Source organism: Sulfitobacter sp. M39 (assembly GCF_021735935.1).
Taxonomy (GTDB): Bacteria; Pseudomonadota; Alphaproteobacteria; order Rhodobacterales; family Rhodobacteraceae; genus Sulfitobacter.
Map to the genome: position 1 here is coordinate 1,173,107 of NZ_WMDZ01000001.1, position 13,562 is coordinate 1,186,668.

The following is a 13,562-nucleotide window of genomic DNA, read 5'->3' on the forward strand; positions in this document are numbered from 1 at the left end:
CGTTTACCCGTCGCTGTCCGGTTTGCAGAACATATCATAGACGACTTCCATGATCTTTTGCGGACGGTCATCGGCCAGCCTGTAATAGATCGTCTTGCCGTCGCGGCGTGGCGTTACCAGGCCTTCAAGCCGCAAGCGTGACAGCTGTTGGGATACCGCCGCCTGACGGGCGGACAGCAGCTCTTCCAACTCGGTAACGGATTTTTCCCCTGCAGAGAGGTGACACAGGATCATCAACCGCCCCTCGTGGCTGATCGCCTTGAGAAAGTTAGAGGCACGTGCGGCGTTTTCGGCCATACGGTCCCGATCGGCTTGGCTCATTTCTGTGTCGGAACCGGGGTTACCCACTGGTTAACATCCTTGGCTGAATAAAGGGGATTGGCGTGCGCATATCGCAAGGGGCGCTAGCTTTTGGCGGGGTCTGGCATCAATTTGGCGTCGGATAGCATTTTTTCCAGCACGCCCCAAAAGAAATCTTCGCCCGGGTAGCCTTCGATGCGCGACACCTCATGGCCGTCGACCATCAACACGAACGTTGGCGTGTAATGCAGGCCGCGGGCAAAGTGCAGATCGGCGGGTTTGTCATCGTTGATATCAACGCGGCGCAGCGGGGCTGCCTTGCCCGCTTGGGTCTTGGGGTAGATCGGGGCGATCTGGTCATCCCAACGGGCACACCACACGCAGCCCTGTTCCTCGACCATGATCAGCGCGGTCTGGGCCGCTGCGATCACGGGGGAAACCGCAAGGCCTGCGGCCACCGAAAGGGACAAGAAAGCAGTGCGCAACCGCATAGGGAATTCACCTGTTGATTTCAAAACACTTAATGTGAATATGTGAATGGCACAAGATAAAGGCAACCTGCATGCTTGAAATCACCTTTCTGGGCGCGGCGTTTGCCGGGCTTTTGTCCTTTTTGTCGCCCTGCATCCTGCCGATCGTACCCTTTTATCTGAGCTATCTGGCGGGCGTGGGCATGAACCAGATCACGGCAGACGGGCCTGTGGATGCCGCCGTACGCCGGCGCGCGGTGATCGCGGCGCTGTTTTTTGCGGCGGGGGTGATCACGATCTTTGTCGGGCTGGGGGCGGTGGCCACAACCTTTGGTCAGATCGTGCGGGATTATTTTGATATTTTGCGATGGGTCGCTGCGGCTGTTATCATTGCGATGGGTCTGCACTTTCTGGGCGTGATCCGTATCGGGTTTCTATATCGCCAGTTTCGTGCCGATGCGGGGAACACGACGGCGACCAGTTTTCTGGGGGCCTATGTGATCGGGCTGGCCTTTGCCTTTGGCTGGACCCCTTGCGTCGGGCCGGTGCTTGCGGCGATCCTGTTCACCGCCGCGGGGGCCGAGACGGCGGGCTCGGGCGCGCTGTTGCTGCTGACCTACGGCGTGGGCATGACCGTGCCTTTCGTGCTGGCGGCGCTGTTCATCGGGCCGTTCATGCGCTGGATGGCGGGGTTCCGGCAACATCTGGGCACGGTAGAAAAGGCGATGGGGGTTCTGCTGATTGTCTTTGGCCTGCTGATCGCCACTAACTCGATCAACTATATTGCGCAGTGGATGCTTGAAACCTTCCCCGTTTTCAGCGTCATTGGCTAACAACCGGAGGGACTTTTATGAAGATGATCCGAAACGCTTTGGCCGCGCTGGCGGCTGTCGCTTGTATGGTGACTGCGGGCAGTGCCGCGACATTGGGTGATGACGGTTTGCACAAGACCGCTTGGATGCGCGAGACCTTCAAAGATCTGCGCGACGACCTGGCCGAGGCGACGGACGAGGGCAAGCGCCTGATGGTCATCATCGAACAGCGCGGCTGCATCTACTGCAACAAGATGCACGAAGAGGTTTTCCCGCTGCCCAAGATCGATGCCTACCTGCGCGAGAACTTCTTTGTCGTGCAGATCAACATGTTCGGCGATGTCGAGGTCACCGACTTTGACGGAGAGACATTGCCCGAGAAGGAGATGGTACGCAAATGGCGTCAGATGTTCACGCCGACGCTGATGTATTTCCCCCAGACCGTAGAGGAAGGGCAGACGGCCGTTGAGGCAGCGGTCGCGACGGTGCCCGGTGCCTTTGGTCCGGCGACGACCTTTCACATGATGAACTGGGTCGTCGACAAGGGATATGAGGGGGACGAGACGTTCCAGAAATATCACGCGCGTATGCTCATTGAAGAGCAGGAATAACGGCGGTAGGATCCGCTAAATGCCGTGCTGCTATAAGAAATTCAATAAATTGAATTTATAGTTGCGTCATTTTGGCGCGGGCAGTAGGGTTTTCAAAAGGAATGTCTGTGGGAGGACGCATGAAAGTTTCCGTATTTGCCTTGGTGGCCTCTGTCGGCTTTGCCGCGGCGGCGCATGCGGCCGACGTGGCCCCCGGTGACGTGGTCTATGATGAGTATGGCGCGGTTGAACAATCGCTGACCGGCACTCCCGGTAACCCCGAAGAGGGGGCCAAGATCGTCGGCAGCAAAAAGCTTGGCAACTGCATCGCCTGCCATCAGGTCAGCGCCTTGCCCGATATCCCGTTCCAGGGCGAAATCGGCCCGATGCTGGACGGGGCGGGGGACCGCTGGACCGAGGCTGAATTGCGCGGCATAGTGGCCAACGCGAAGATGCTGTTCGAGGGGACGATGATGCCCGCGTTCTACAAGGACAGCGGCTATATCCGTCCGGGCAAAGGCTATACCGGCAAGGCGGCTGACGACACGCTGGGGCCTATTCTGGCCGCCCAGCAGATCGAGGATGTCGTGGCCTATCTTGCCACGTTGAAAGACTAAGAACCCCACCGCGCGGGATCTGATCAGGAGTGATGATAATGGAATTTACACGACGTAGTGCGATTGCGATGGGGGCAGGTGCCTTTGCCGCACTGTCCCTGCCCAAGCTGGCCGTGGCCGCCGCCGGGGATGACGCGATTGCTGCCTTCACCGGCGGTGCAGAGATGGCTGATACCGGCGTGACCCTGACCGCCCCCGAGATTGCGGAAAACGGCAATACAGTCCCGATCGAGGTCGACGCCCCCGGTGCCACTGAAATCATGGTGCTGGCGCTTGGGAACCCCACCCCGCCTGTGGCGAACTTCAAGTTCGGCCCGCTGGCCGCGTCGCAGCACGCCTCCACCCGCATCCGCTTGGCGGGCACGCAGGATGTGGTGGCCATCGCCAAGCTGGCCGACGGCTCCTTCGCCAAGGCGACCAGCACAATCAAAGTAACAATCGGCGGCTGCGGCGGCTAAGGCGAGAGGAAGAATAACATGGCATCTGGTGTAAAACCCCGCGTCAAAGTCCCCAAGTCAGCAGCGGCTGGCGAAACCATCACGATCAAGACCCTGATCAGCCACAAGATGGAATCCGGCCAGCGCAAGGACAGCGACGGCAACACGATCCCGCGGTCGATCATCAACCGTTTCACCTGCGATTTTAACGGCGAGAATGTGATCGATGTCGCGATGGAGCCGGCGATCTCGACCAACCCGTATTTCGAATTCGACGCGACCGTGCCCGAAGCGGGGACATTCACCTTCACGTGGTATGACGATGACGGCGATGTCTACGAGGAAACCAAAGACATCGCGACCAGCTAAGCGTCCGCATCCTTGGGAGGAACAGGAATGAGCAATTTCACAAAAGGTCTGGGCGTGTGCCTTGCTGCGGCGCTGATGTCGACGGGGGCCTTCGCCGATCCCGTGGATGATACGCTGGTGATCAACGAAGAGATCGACATCGTGACCCGCACTGCCGCCCCCGCGCATATGGCGGACGCGGTAGACGAGGTTATGTCGGGCTGGCTGTTTCGCGGCACCGAGACCCGCGCGATGCAGGCCGATGATTTCGACAACGCCGGCATGATCTTTGTGGAACAGGCCGAGGACGTTTGGAACACCGCCGACGGGTCAGAGGGCAAATCCTGCGCGGATTGTCACGGGGCCTCGGCCGAGATGGCAGGCGTGCGTCCGGTCTATCCCAAGTATGTCGAATCCGCGGGCGAGGTGCGCACGCTGGAAATGCAGATCAACGATTGCCGCGAGAACCGCATGGGGGCGGAAAAGTGGAAATACACCGGCGGCGACATGGTGAACATGACGGCGCTGATCTCCTCTGTCTCGCGGGGGATGCCGGTGAACATCGCCATCGACGGTCCGGCCCAATCCACATGGGAGCAGGGCAAAGAGATCTATTATACCCGTTTCGGCCAGCTTGAACTGTCCTGTGCCAATTGCCACGAAGACAATTATGGCAACATGATCCGTGCCGACCACCTGAGCCAGGGCCAGATCAATGGCTTCCCGACCTACCGTTTGAAAAACACCAAGCTGAACGCGGTGCAGGCCCGTTTCAAAGGCTGTGTACGCGACACCCGTGCCGAGACCTTTGACCCCGGCAGCCCCGAGTTTGTCGCGCTTGAGCTTTACGTCGGCTCGCGCGGGAACGGGCTGTCGGTCGAAGGGCCCTCTGTCCGGAACTAACCTGAAAAGACCCGTTTCGCCGATGCGAGGCGGGTCTTTTTATCATATTATTATTCAAATATGCGCATATGAATGCGTAGCGTAAAGGCCAACCTATGATCTCTCGTCGTGATTTTCTTCAGGCCAGCATGGCTGCAACGGCTTTGTATGGTGCGTCGTCCTTTGGCAACTGGGGCAAGCTCGCCGCGCAGCAGTCGTTGACGCAGGACAAACTGCTTGAATTCGACACCTTCGGGAATGTCAGCCTGATCCACGTGACCGACATCCACGCGCAGTTGAAGCCGATCTATTTCCGCGAACCTTCGGTCAACATCGGTGTGGGCGAGAATCGAGGGAAGGTGCCGCATCTGACCGGCGCGGATTTCCGCAAGCTTTACGGTATCGCCGATGGCAGTCCCTCGGCCTATGCGCTGACCTATAACGATTTTTCGGCGCTGGCGCAGGGCTATGGCAAGATGGGCGGTCTGGACCGTGTGGCGAGCGTGATCAACCAGATCCGCGCGGACCGGCCCGATGCGCTGCTGCTGGATGGCGGCGACACCTGGCACGGCAGCTACACCTGCTACCACACGCAAGGTCAGGATATGGTCAACGTGATGAACGCGCTCAAGCCCGACGCGATGACCTTTCACTGGGAATTCACACTCGGCTCTGACCGCGTGGCAGAGATCGTCGAGGGGCTGCCCTTTGCCGCCTTGGGGCAGAACATCTTTGACGCCGAATGGGACGAACCGACAGAGCTTTTCCCGCCCTACAAGTTCTACGAGACTGGCGGCGTTAAAGTCGCGGTGATCGGGCAGGCTTTCCCCTATATGCCGATCGCCAACCCCGGCTGGATGTTCCCCGAATACTCTTTTGGTATCCGCGATGAACGTATGCAGGAAATGGTGGACGAGGTCCGCGCCAAAGGGGCCGAACTGGTCGTCTGCCTAAGCCACAACGGCTTTGACGTGGACAAGCAGATGGCGGGCGTGGTGACGGGGATCGACGTGATCCTGTCGGGTCACACCCATGACGCGCTGCCAGAGCCTGTGCTGGTGGGCGAGACGATCATTGTCGCCTCGGGGTCGAACGGGAAATTTGTCAGCCGCGTCGATCTGGATGTACAGAACGGTCGCATGATGGGGTTCCGCCACAAGCTGATCCCGATCTTCTCTGATGTGATTGCGCCTGATCCGGCGATGACCGCGCTGATCGACGCACAACGCGCCCCCTATCTTGACCAGCTGACAGAGGTGATCGGCACCACCGCCGAAGACACGCTGCTGTACCGGCGCGGCAATTTCAACGGCACTTGGGATGACCTGATCTGCGACGCGCTGCTTTCCGAGCGCGAGGCGGATATCGCGCTGAGCCCCGGTGTGCGTTGGGGGCCGTCGATCCTGCCGGGGCAGGACATCACGCGCGAGGATATCTGGAACGTCACCTCTATGACCTACCCCGAAGCTTACCGGACCGAGATGACCGGTGAATTCCTGCATGTCGTGCTGGAAGACGTGGCCGACAACCTGTTCAACCCCAACCCCTATTACCAGCAGGGCGGTGACATGGTGCGCACAGGCGGGCTGGGATACCGCATTGACGTGACCCAGCCCCAAGGCAGCCGCATCACTGAACTGACCTTGCTGAAAACCGGTGAACGTATCGATCCGGCCAAAACCTATCAAGTCGCGGGCTGGGCCAGCGTGAACGAAGGCACCGAGGGCCCCCCGATCTGGGATGTGGTCGAGGCCCACATCCGCAAGCAGGGCAGCGTGTCGCTGGACCCGAACACCAGCGTCATCGTCAAAGGCGCGTAACAGGGCATCACGAAAGGCAAGGCCATGGCACCTCGAAAGACAGCGAACAGACGGGCCTTCTTGCGTGGCGCGGCGACTGCTGGACTGGGGGCGATGGCGGCCCGTAGCGCTGCCGCGCAATCGCCCGATCCCTTGATCGTTGAACCGCAACCCTGGGCGCGGGGCTTGGGCGATGGGGTCGATGTCACGCCCTACGGCCTGCCGATCCGGTTCGAGCATGACGTGGTGCGGCGCAACGTGCCTTGGCTGACGGCGGATACCATCAGTTCGATCAACTTCACCCCGATCCACGCGCTGGACGGCACAATCACCCCGCAGGGCTGCGCCTTTGAACGACATCACTCGGGCGCGATCGAACTGTCGAAACAGGATTACCGCCTGATGGTGAACGGGCTGGTGGACCGTCCGCTGGTGTTCACCTACGCCGATCTGGAACGCTTCCCGCGCGAAAACCACGTGTATTTCTGCGAATGTGCAGCCAATTCGGGCATGGAGTGGGCCGGCGCGCAGTTGAACGGGGCGCAGTTCACCCATGGCATGATCCATAATATGGAGTACACCGGCGTGCCCCTGCGGTTGCTGCTGGAGGAAGCGGGCTATGACCCTGCGGGCAAATGGGTCTATGTCGAGGGCGCGGATGCTTCGTCGAACGGGCGGTCGATCCCGATGGATAAGGCGCTCGACGATGTGCTTGTCGCCTTCAAAGCGAATGGCGAGGCGCTGCGTAAGGAACACGGCTACCCCGTGCGGCTGGTCGTGCCGGGGTGGGAGGGCAACCTCTGGGTCAAATGGCTCCGCCGGATAGAGGTCACGGACGCGCCCGTCGAAAGCCGCGAGGAAACGTCGAAATACACCGATACGCTGGCCGATGGCACCAGCCGGAAATGGACGTGGGCGATGGACGCGAAATCCGTCATCACCGCACCGAGCCCGCAAGCGCCGGTGCCCCATGGGGCGGGGCCTTTGGTGATCACCGGGCTGGCATGGTCGGGGCGCGGTGCGATCACTCGCGTGGATGTGTCGACCGATGGTGGCGCAAGCTGGCAAACCGCGCGACTGGCCCAAAAGGGCACGCCGATGGCGCTCACCCGCTTTTATCTCGACCTTCAATGGGACGGCACAGAGATGCTGCTGCAATCCCGCGCGATGGATGACACGGGCTATGTCCAGCCGACGAAAGCAGAACTGCGCGCGGTGCGGGGGCTGAACTCTGTCTACCACAACAACGGCATCCAGACATGGTGGCTGCACGAGGACGGGAGCGTTGAAAATGTCGAAGTCTCTTAACACCATCGCTTTGTGCGTCATCGCCACGGCCACGGCTTTGCCCTTGGCGGCGGCCCCTTACGGTCTGGGCCGCGCCGCATTGCCGGAGGAGATCGCAGCCTGGGACGTGGACGTGCTGCCCGATGGGCGCGGTCTGCCCGTGGGGCAGGGCGATGTGCTGACGGGCGAAGCGATTTTTACCGACAAATGCGCCGCCTGCCACGGGGACTTTGCCGAAGGCCGCGGGAACTGGCCTGTGCTGGCGGGCGGGCAGGACACGCTGGCGGATGCCGACCCGGTCAAGACGGTCGGGTCCTATTGGCCGCATCTGTCGACAAGCTTTGATTATATCCGCCGATCCATGCCCTATGGCGATGCGGGAACGCTGACGGCGGATGAGGTCTATGCCCTCGTGGCGTATATTCTTTATTCCAACGATCTGGTGGCAGAGGAATTTACACTGTCCAAAGATAACTTCGCTGCGGTCCAGATGCCCAATGCTGACGGTTTCCTCCGCGATGATCGCGACACTACGGAATTGCCGCGCTGGCAGGTTGATCCGTGTATGACAGACTGCAAGGAAAGCGTGAAAGTCACCATGCGCGCGCTGTCGCTGGATGTGACACCCAAGGACGCCGCCCCCGTGGCTGTGCCGCAAGAAACGCCCGTTGCCGGTGTCGAGCCGGTGTCCGAGCCCGCTGCCGACCCCGCCTTGCTCGCCGATGGAGAGTTGGTGTTCCGCAAATGCAAAGCCTGCCATCAGCTGGGCAAACGCGCCAAAAACCGCGCGGGCCCGGTCCTGAACGGGATCGTTGGTGCGCCTGCCGGTGGGGTCGAGGGGTTCAAATACTCGCGCGCCCTGATGGCGCAGGCAGAGGATGGGCTGATCTGGACACCCAAGACGCTGGACGCTTTTCTGGCTTCACCGCGCAGTTTCATGAAGGGCACCAAGATGGGGTTCTCCGGCTTGAAAAGCGATGCCGAGATCAAGGCGGTGATCGCCTATCTCAACAGCTTTCCGGCCCCGTGACGGCGCGCATGATTGGCGGCGCGCGGCAAGGATGTTAGGATAGGCCCGCGCCCCTTTGTGAAAGGACCAAGGATGAAACCGTTACCGATTGCCGCAGCACTTTGCCTGTGTGCCGCGCCGCTCGCCGCGCAGGATCAGGCCGTGACCTACGCCTACGACGGCAGCTTTGACGATGCGACCTTCGCAGTCGAGAACGCGATCATCGGCAAGGGGCTGGTCATCGACCACGTCAGCCACCCGGGCGAGATGCTGGCCCGTACCGCCAGCGACGTCGGCAGCGATGTCGAGATCTTTCGCGCGGCAGATGTGTTTCTGTTCTGCTCTGCCGTGGTGTCGCGCAAGGTGATGGAGGTGGACCCGATGAACATCGCCCATTGCCCCTACAGCATCTTTGTCACCGACATCGACGGCGCGGTCTCTGTCGGGTATCCGACCTACCCGGACGGCCCCATGAAAGAGGTGCAGGCCCTGCTGGACGAGATCACGCAAAGCGCGCTGGACGGGTTTTGAATGCTGCCGCTGTTGCGTAGAGCAGGCGGCAGGCACAGGACGCTTTGTCGCGGCGGCTGTGGCGGTACGGCAGCACAATCCGCTTCCTTGACAAAGAATTCCATAGTATGAATATGTTCGACTCGACGACGGGGCGCAGCCTTCAGATGTCGGGCGAAAAAGCGCAAACGGAGCAGGTGACCATGACTGAATACCCCGTGAATATGGATGTCATCCCGGACGTCTCGGGCCACTTTGATCCGGTGACCAATACGATCAGCTATATTGTGCGAGATCCGGACTCCAACGCCTGTGCCATCATCGATTCCGTGATGGATATCGACTATGCCGCCGGACGGATCACCTATGACCACGCGGACAAGCTCATCGCCGAGGTCGAAGCGCAGGGGCTCGCGCTGGAGTGGATTATCGAGACCCACGTCCACGCCGACCACCTGTCCGCCGCGCCCTATATCCAGCAAAAGCTGGGCGGCAAGATCGGCGTCGGAGAGCAGATCATGACCGTGCAGGACACTTTCGGGAAAGTGTTCAACGAGGGGACGGAGTTCCAGCGCGACGGGTCGCAGTTCGACGCCTTGTTCAAGGATGGAGACCGCTACCGCGTCGGTGGCATGGACTGTTTTGCCATCTATACCCCCGGTCACACGCCCGCCTGTATGGTGCATGTCATGGGCAATGCCGCCTTCACGGGCGATACGCTGTTCATGCCCGACGGTGGCTCTGCCCGCGCGGATTTCCCCGGGGGCGACGCCGGAGAGCTGTATGACAGCATCCAGAAGGTCTTGTCCCTGCCGGACGACATGCGTTTGTTTATGTGTCACGACTACGGGCCCAATGGCCGCGATATCCAGTGGGAAACCACCGTGGGCGAAGAGAAGGCGCATAACATCCATGTGGGCGGCGGCAAAACGCGCGAGGAATTCATCGCCTTTCGCACCGAACGCGACGCGCAGCTGTCGATGCCGAAACTGATCATCCCGTCGCTTCAGGTCAACATGCGCGCCGGACATATGCCGCGTGACAAAGACGGGAACCTGATGCTCAAGGTGCCGGTGAACGGGTTGTAATCAGGTGCGTATCGCTGCCGCTGCCCGCCGCTATCTGCCCGTCCTCGACTGGGGGCGCGACTATGACAAGGCGGCCTTGTCCAATGATCTGATCGCGGCGGTGATCGTTACGATTATGTTGATCCCGCAATCGCTGGCCTATGCGCTGCTGGCGGGGTTGCCGCCCGAAGCGGGGCTCTATGCATCGATCGCGCCGATCCTGCTTTATGCCGTCTTTGGCACCAGCCGCGCGTTGGCGGTGGGGCCGGTGGCGGTGGTGTCGCTGATGACCGCGGCCGCCTTGGGGAATATCGCCGATCAGGGCACGATGGGCTATGCCATCGCCGCGCTGACGCTGGCCTTGCTGTCTGGAGTGATGCTGCTGGTGATGGGCGTGTTCAAACTGGGGTTTCTGGCGAATTTTCTGTCCCACCCCGTGATCTCGGGCTTTATCACCGCCTCTGGCGTGATCATCGCCGCCAGCCAGATCAAGCATATTCTGGGAATCGATGCCTCTGGCGGCAATCTGGCAGAGCTGCTGATGTCGATCTGGGCCAATCTGGGCATGGTGAACTGGACGACGGTGGTGATTGGTGTGTCCGCGACGCTGTTTCTGTTCTGGGTGCGCAAGGGGCTGAAACCATTCCTGCGCGCGCGCGGCGTGGGTCCGCGGGCGGCGGATGTGGCGACCAAGGCGGGGCCCGTGGCGGCGGTGGTTGTCACCACATTGGCGGTCTGGGCCTTTGATCTCGCGGGGGAGGGCGTCAAGATTGTGGGTGCTGTGCCGCAAAGCCTGCCGCCGCTGACCCTGCCGGACCTGTCGTTCGACCTGATGGGCAACCTGCTGCTGCCCGCGTTCCTGATCTCTGTCATCGGGTTCGTGGAATCGATATCGGTTGCTCAGACCCTTGCCGCGAAACGGCGTCAGCGGATCAATCCGGATCAAGAGCTGATTGGTCTGGGGGCGGCCAATATCGGCGCGGCATTTACAGGCGGCTATCCGGTCACGGGCGGGTTTGCGCGGTCTGTAGTGAACTTTGACGCAGGCGCGCAGACACCGGCGGCGGGGGCCTATACCGCTGTGGGGCTGGCCGTGGCCGCATTGGCGCTGACGCCGCTGGTCTTCTTTCTGCCGCAAGCGACCTTGGCCGCGACGATCATCGTGGCCGTGCTGACGCTGGTGGATTTCTCGATCCTGAAAAAGGCATGGGGCTATTCCAAATCCGATTTTGCCGCCGTGCTGTCGACGATGCTGATCACCTTGGGCAGCGGGGTCGAATTGGGGGTGACCTGCGGGGTGGTGCTGTCGATCTTTCTGCATCTCTATAAAACCACCAAGCCGCATATTGCCGAAGTCGGGCTGGTCCCGGGCACCGAACACTTCCGCAATATCAACCGCCATGAGGTCGAGACCTGCCCCACGGTGCTGACCCTGCGCATTGACGAGAGCCTGTATTTCGCCAACGCGCGGTTCCTGGAGGATTGCATCTACGACCGGCTGGCGGGCAACACCTGTCTGCGCCATGTCGTGCTGATGTGCTCTGCCATCAACGAGATCGACTTTAGCGCGCTGGAATCGCTTGAAGCGATCAACGCACGGCTGCGCGATATGGGGATCAAACTGCACCTATCCGAGGTCAAAGGCCCTGTTATGGACCGTCTGAAAAAGCAGCATTTCATCTCGGATTTGACAGGCAGCGTGTTTCTGTCCCAGCATGCAGCCTATGTCGCCTTGGGAAAAGCTGCCGCATAGTCACCCATCGTTTGCAAGTTTCTGTTTGATCGTTACAACTGCTGTCAGGGGCTGCGGAACGGCGTTCCGCAGCGGGGAGAGAACTATTTCAGGACAGTGATATGATACCGATCAATCCGCCGGCGCCGGCGACGACACCCACGAAAACCATCGTCGAGGTCGTGCGCGACAACGCCAAAGCACATCCGGAAAAGCCTGCGCTGGTTTGTGACGGGCAAACCGTCAGCTGGGGGGCATTCGACCAGCGCATCAACAAGATCGCCAATCTGCTGCTGTCGATGGGGGTGAGCAAGGGCGACAACATCGCGATCATCTCGCCCAATTCCATCCCCTATGCAGAGCTGTTCATGGGCATCCTGCGGGCAGGGGCCTGCGTGACGCCGCTGTCGACGATGGCGTCCCCCGATGCGCTGCAAAAGATGCTGACCGACTGCGGCGCACGCGCGATCTTTGTTGCAGCGCAATACCTTGAACTGGTCGATGGCTTTATCGCTGATCTGGATCTGGCGCGCTTTGCCATTGATTTCGACCATCCCGCGTTTCAGCCTTATGGCGCTGCGGTTGACGGGGCTTCGGACACCGACCCCGAGATCCAGATCGAGATGTCGGATGCGTTCAACCTGATCTATTCCTCGGGCACGACCGGCACGCCCAAGGGCATCTTGCACAATCACGGGATGCGGTCGGCGCAGATGGACCGCGTGTCGCCCAACGGCTACGACGATAACGCCCGCACGCTGTTGTCGACGCCGCTGTATTCCAACACAACGATCGTATCCTTCCTGCCGACGCTTTACGGCGGCTCGACCGTCTATCTGATGCCGAAGTTCGACGCCCGCGGGTACCTCGAGATCGTGCAGCGTGAAAAGATCACCCACACGATGCTCGTGCCTGTGCAATACAAACGTATCATGGACGTGCCTGACTTTGACCGGTTTGATCTATCGTCGATGCAGGTGAAATTCTCCACCTCCGCGCCGCTGCGGGCCGAGGTCAAGGCGGATGTGCTGGCGCGCTTCCCCGGAAAGCTGCTGGAATACTACGGTCTGACCGAAGGCGGCGGGGTCACGGTACTGAATTCTGCCGAACATCCCGACAAGCTGCATACGGTGGGCCAGACCGCGCCGGGCAATGAAATCCGCCTGATTGACGAGACCGGTGCAGAGGTTCCCAAGGGCGAGGTGGGCGAGATTTGCGGCCGCGGGCCGACGATGATGGCGGGGTATTTCGGGCGCGATGACCTGACGGCTGACTACATCTGGCGCGACGCAGCGGGCAACGTCTTCTTCCGCTCGGGTGATATGGGCCGTTTCGACGAGGACGGCTTTCTGATCCTGTCGGACCGCAAGAAAGATATGATTATCTCGGGCGGGTTGAACATCTATGCCGACGATCTTGAGCTGGTGCTGCTGGCCGACCCTGACGTGACGGATGCCGCCGTGATCGGCGTGCCCTCTGACGCATGGGGCGAAACGCCTTACGGGTTGGTGGTGTTGCGCAAGGGGGCGACGCGTTCGGGCGATGACATCTGCGCCGGCGCCAATGCCAAGCTGGGTAAAAGCCAGCGTCTGTCGGCGGTGGAACTGCGCGACGAGCTGCCGCGCAGCTCTATCGGGAAGATCCTCAAGAAAGAATTGCGCGCGCCCTTCTGGGCGGCGGTTTCTGCGTGAACAAGGAAGAT

Annotated in this window: 15 protein-coding genes; 13 read left to right on the top strand and 2 right to left on the bottom strand. The window is 60.7% G+C overall.

The features are described 5' to 3' along the window. Nucleotides 1–3: 3 nt before the first annotated feature. The gene (locus GLP43_RS05725; RefSeq protein WP_180829268.1) at nt 4–321 is read right to left on the bottom strand and encodes an ArsR/SmtB family transcription factor; all 318 of its coding nucleotides are present in this window, start codon (nt 319–321) and stop codon (nt 4–6) included. Between the two features lie 83 nt (nt 322–404). Beyond that, the gene (locus GLP43_RS05730; RefSeq protein WP_237278545.1) at nt 405–791 is read right to left on the bottom strand and encodes a hypothetical protein; all 387 of its coding nucleotides are present in this window, start codon (nt 789–791) and stop codon (nt 405–407) included. Between the two features lie 71 nt (nt 792–862). On the opposite strand from GLP43_RS05730, the gene GLP43_RS05735 reads away from it, so the two are divergent. The 13 genes from GLP43_RS05735 to GLP43_RS05795 all read left to right on the top strand — a co-directional run bounded on the left by GLP43_RS05735 (nt 863) and on the right by GLP43_RS05795 (nt 13,551). Then, the gene (locus tag GLP43_RS05735; RefSeq protein ID WP_237278546.1) at nt 863–1,603 is read left to right on the top strand and encodes a cytochrome c biogenesis CcdA family protein; all 741 of its coding nucleotides are present in this window, start codon (nt 863–865) and stop codon (nt 1,601–1,603) included. Nucleotides 1,604–1,620: 17 nt separating this feature from the next. Beyond that, nucleotides 1,621–2,193, top strand: coding sequence for a thioredoxin family protein (locus tag GLP43_RS05740; protein WP_237278547.1), 573 nt, complete (start codon nt 1,621–1,623; stop codon nt 2,191–2,193). 119 nt (nt 2,194–2,312) lie between these two features. Then, complete coding sequence (soxX, locus tag GLP43_RS05745) at nt 2,313–2,789, top strand: sulfur oxidation c-type cytochrome SoxX (RefSeq protein ID WP_074635260.1); 477 nt, start codon at nt 2,313–2,315, stop codon at nt 2,787–2,789. A gap of 38 nt (nt 2,790–2,827) precedes the next feature. After that, nucleotides 2,828–3,247, top strand: coding sequence for a thiosulfate oxidation carrier protein SoxY (gene soxY / locus GLP43_RS05750; RefSeq protein WP_237278548.1), 420 nt, complete (start codon nt 2,828–2,830; stop codon nt 3,245–3,247). An 18-nt stretch (nt 3,248–3,265) separates the two neighbouring features. Further along, the gene (gene soxZ, locus GLP43_RS05755) at nt 3,266–3,595 is read left to right on the top strand and encodes a thiosulfate oxidation carrier complex protein SoxZ (RefSeq protein ID WP_237278549.1); all 330 of its coding nucleotides are present in this window, start codon (nt 3,266–3,268) and stop codon (nt 3,593–3,595) included. Between the two features lie 27 nt (nt 3,596–3,622). After that, on the top strand, nt 3,623–4,477 hold the full coding sequence (gene soxA / locus GLP43_RS05760) for a sulfur oxidation c-type cytochrome SoxA (protein ID WP_237278550.1): 855 nt from the start codon (nt 3,623–3,625) through the stop codon (nt 4,475–4,477). 95 nt (nt 4,478–4,572) lie between these two features. Beyond that, nucleotides 4,573–6,276, top strand: a complete 1,704-nt coding sequence (soxB, locus tag GLP43_RS05765; RefSeq protein WP_237278551.1) for a thiosulfohydrolase SoxB — start codon at nt 4,573–4,575, stop codon at nt 6,274–6,276. 24 nt (nt 6,277–6,300) lie between these two features. Then, entirely contained in the window at nt 6,301–7,563 is a 1,263-nt protein-coding gene (soxC, locus tag GLP43_RS05770; protein WP_237278552.1) for a sulfite dehydrogenase, read from the top strand. Next, a complete protein-coding gene (locus GLP43_RS05775; protein WP_237278553.1) occupies nt 7,547–8,572 on the top strand; it encodes a c-type cytochrome in 1,026 nt (341 codons plus the stop codon). Before soxC ends, GLP43_RS05775 begins: the two co-directional genes overlap by 17 nt. Nucleotides 8,573–8,644: 72 nt before the next feature. Then, nucleotides 8,645–9,082: a DUF302 domain-containing protein gene (locus GLP43_RS05780; RefSeq protein ID WP_237278554.1), complete on the top strand. Its 438-nt coding sequence runs from the start codon at nt 8,645–8,647 to the stop codon at nt 9,080–9,082. A 182-nt stretch (nt 9,083–9,264) separates the two neighbouring features. Beyond that, nucleotides 9,265–10,149 carry an MBL fold metallo-hydrolase gene (locus tag GLP43_RS05785; RefSeq protein ID WP_237279922.1) on the top strand — a complete coding sequence of 295 codons (885 nt, stop codon included), beginning with the start codon at nt 9,265–9,267 and terminating at the stop codon, nt 10,147–10,149. Between the two features lie 4 nt (nt 10,150–10,153). Continuing rightward, complete coding sequence (locus GLP43_RS05790; RefSeq protein WP_237278555.1) at nt 10,154–11,881, top strand: SulP family inorganic anion transporter; 1,728 nt, start codon at nt 10,154–10,156, stop codon at nt 11,879–11,881. A 101-nt stretch (nt 11,882–11,982) separates the two neighbouring features. Then, the gene (locus GLP43_RS05795; protein ID WP_237278556.1) at nt 11,983–13,551 is read left to right on the top strand and encodes a class I adenylate-forming enzyme family protein; all 1,569 of its coding nucleotides are present in this window, start codon (nt 11,983–11,985) and stop codon (nt 13,549–13,551) included. The last annotated feature ends 11 nt before the right edge of the window (nt 13,552–13,562 follow it).

What these genes read in the sequence shown, in the direction of transcription:
- GLP43_RS05725 (WP_180829268.1), bottom strand. Translation starts at nt 321, where the DNA reads ATGAGCCAAGCCGATCGGGACCGTATGGCCGAAAACGCCGCACGTGCC.
- GLP43_RS05730 (WP_237278545.1), bottom strand. Translation starts at nt 791, where the DNA reads ATGCGGTTGCGCACTGCTTTCTTGTCCCTTTCGGTGGCCGCAGGCCTT.
- GLP43_RS05735 (WP_237278546.1), top strand. Translation starts at nt 863, where the DNA reads ATGCTTGAAATCACCTTTCTGGGCGCGGCGTTTGCCGGGCTTTTGTCC.
- GLP43_RS05740 (WP_237278547.1), top strand. Translation starts at nt 1,621, where the DNA reads ATGAAGATGATCCGAAACGCTTTGGCCGCGCTGGCGGCTGTCGCTTGT.
- soxX (WP_074635260.1), top strand. Translation starts at nt 2,313, where the DNA reads ATGAAAGTTTCCGTATTTGCCTTGGTGGCCTCTGTCGGCTTTGCCGCG.
- soxY (WP_237278548.1), top strand. Translation starts at nt 2,828, where the DNA reads ATGGAATTTACACGACGTAGTGCGATTGCGATGGGGGCAGGTGCCTTT.
- soxZ (WP_237278549.1), top strand. Translation starts at nt 3,266, where the DNA reads ATGGCATCTGGTGTAAAACCCCGCGTCAAAGTCCCCAAGTCAGCAGCG.
- soxA (WP_237278550.1), top strand. Translation starts at nt 3,623, where the DNA reads ATGAGCAATTTCACAAAAGGTCTGGGCGTGTGCCTTGCTGCGGCGCTG.
- soxB (WP_237278551.1), top strand. Translation starts at nt 4,573, where the DNA reads ATGATCTCTCGTCGTGATTTTCTTCAGGCCAGCATGGCTGCAACGGCT.
- soxC (WP_237278552.1), top strand. Translation starts at nt 6,301, where the DNA reads ATGGCACCTCGAAAGACAGCGAACAGACGGGCCTTCTTGCGTGGCGCG.
- GLP43_RS05775 (WP_237278553.1), top strand. Translation starts at nt 7,547, where the DNA reads ATGTCGAAGTCTCTTAACACCATCGCTTTGTGCGTCATCGCCACGGCC.
- GLP43_RS05780 (WP_237278554.1), top strand. Translation starts at nt 8,645, where the DNA reads ATGAAACCGTTACCGATTGCCGCAGCACTTTGCCTGTGTGCCGCGCCG.
- GLP43_RS05785 (WP_237279922.1), top strand. Translation starts at nt 9,265, where the DNA reads ATGACTGAATACCCCGTGAATATGGATGTCATCCCGGACGTCTCGGGC.
- GLP43_RS05795 (WP_237278556.1), top strand. Translation starts at nt 11,983, where the DNA reads ATGATACCGATCAATCCGCCGGCGCCGGCGACGACACCCACGAAAACC.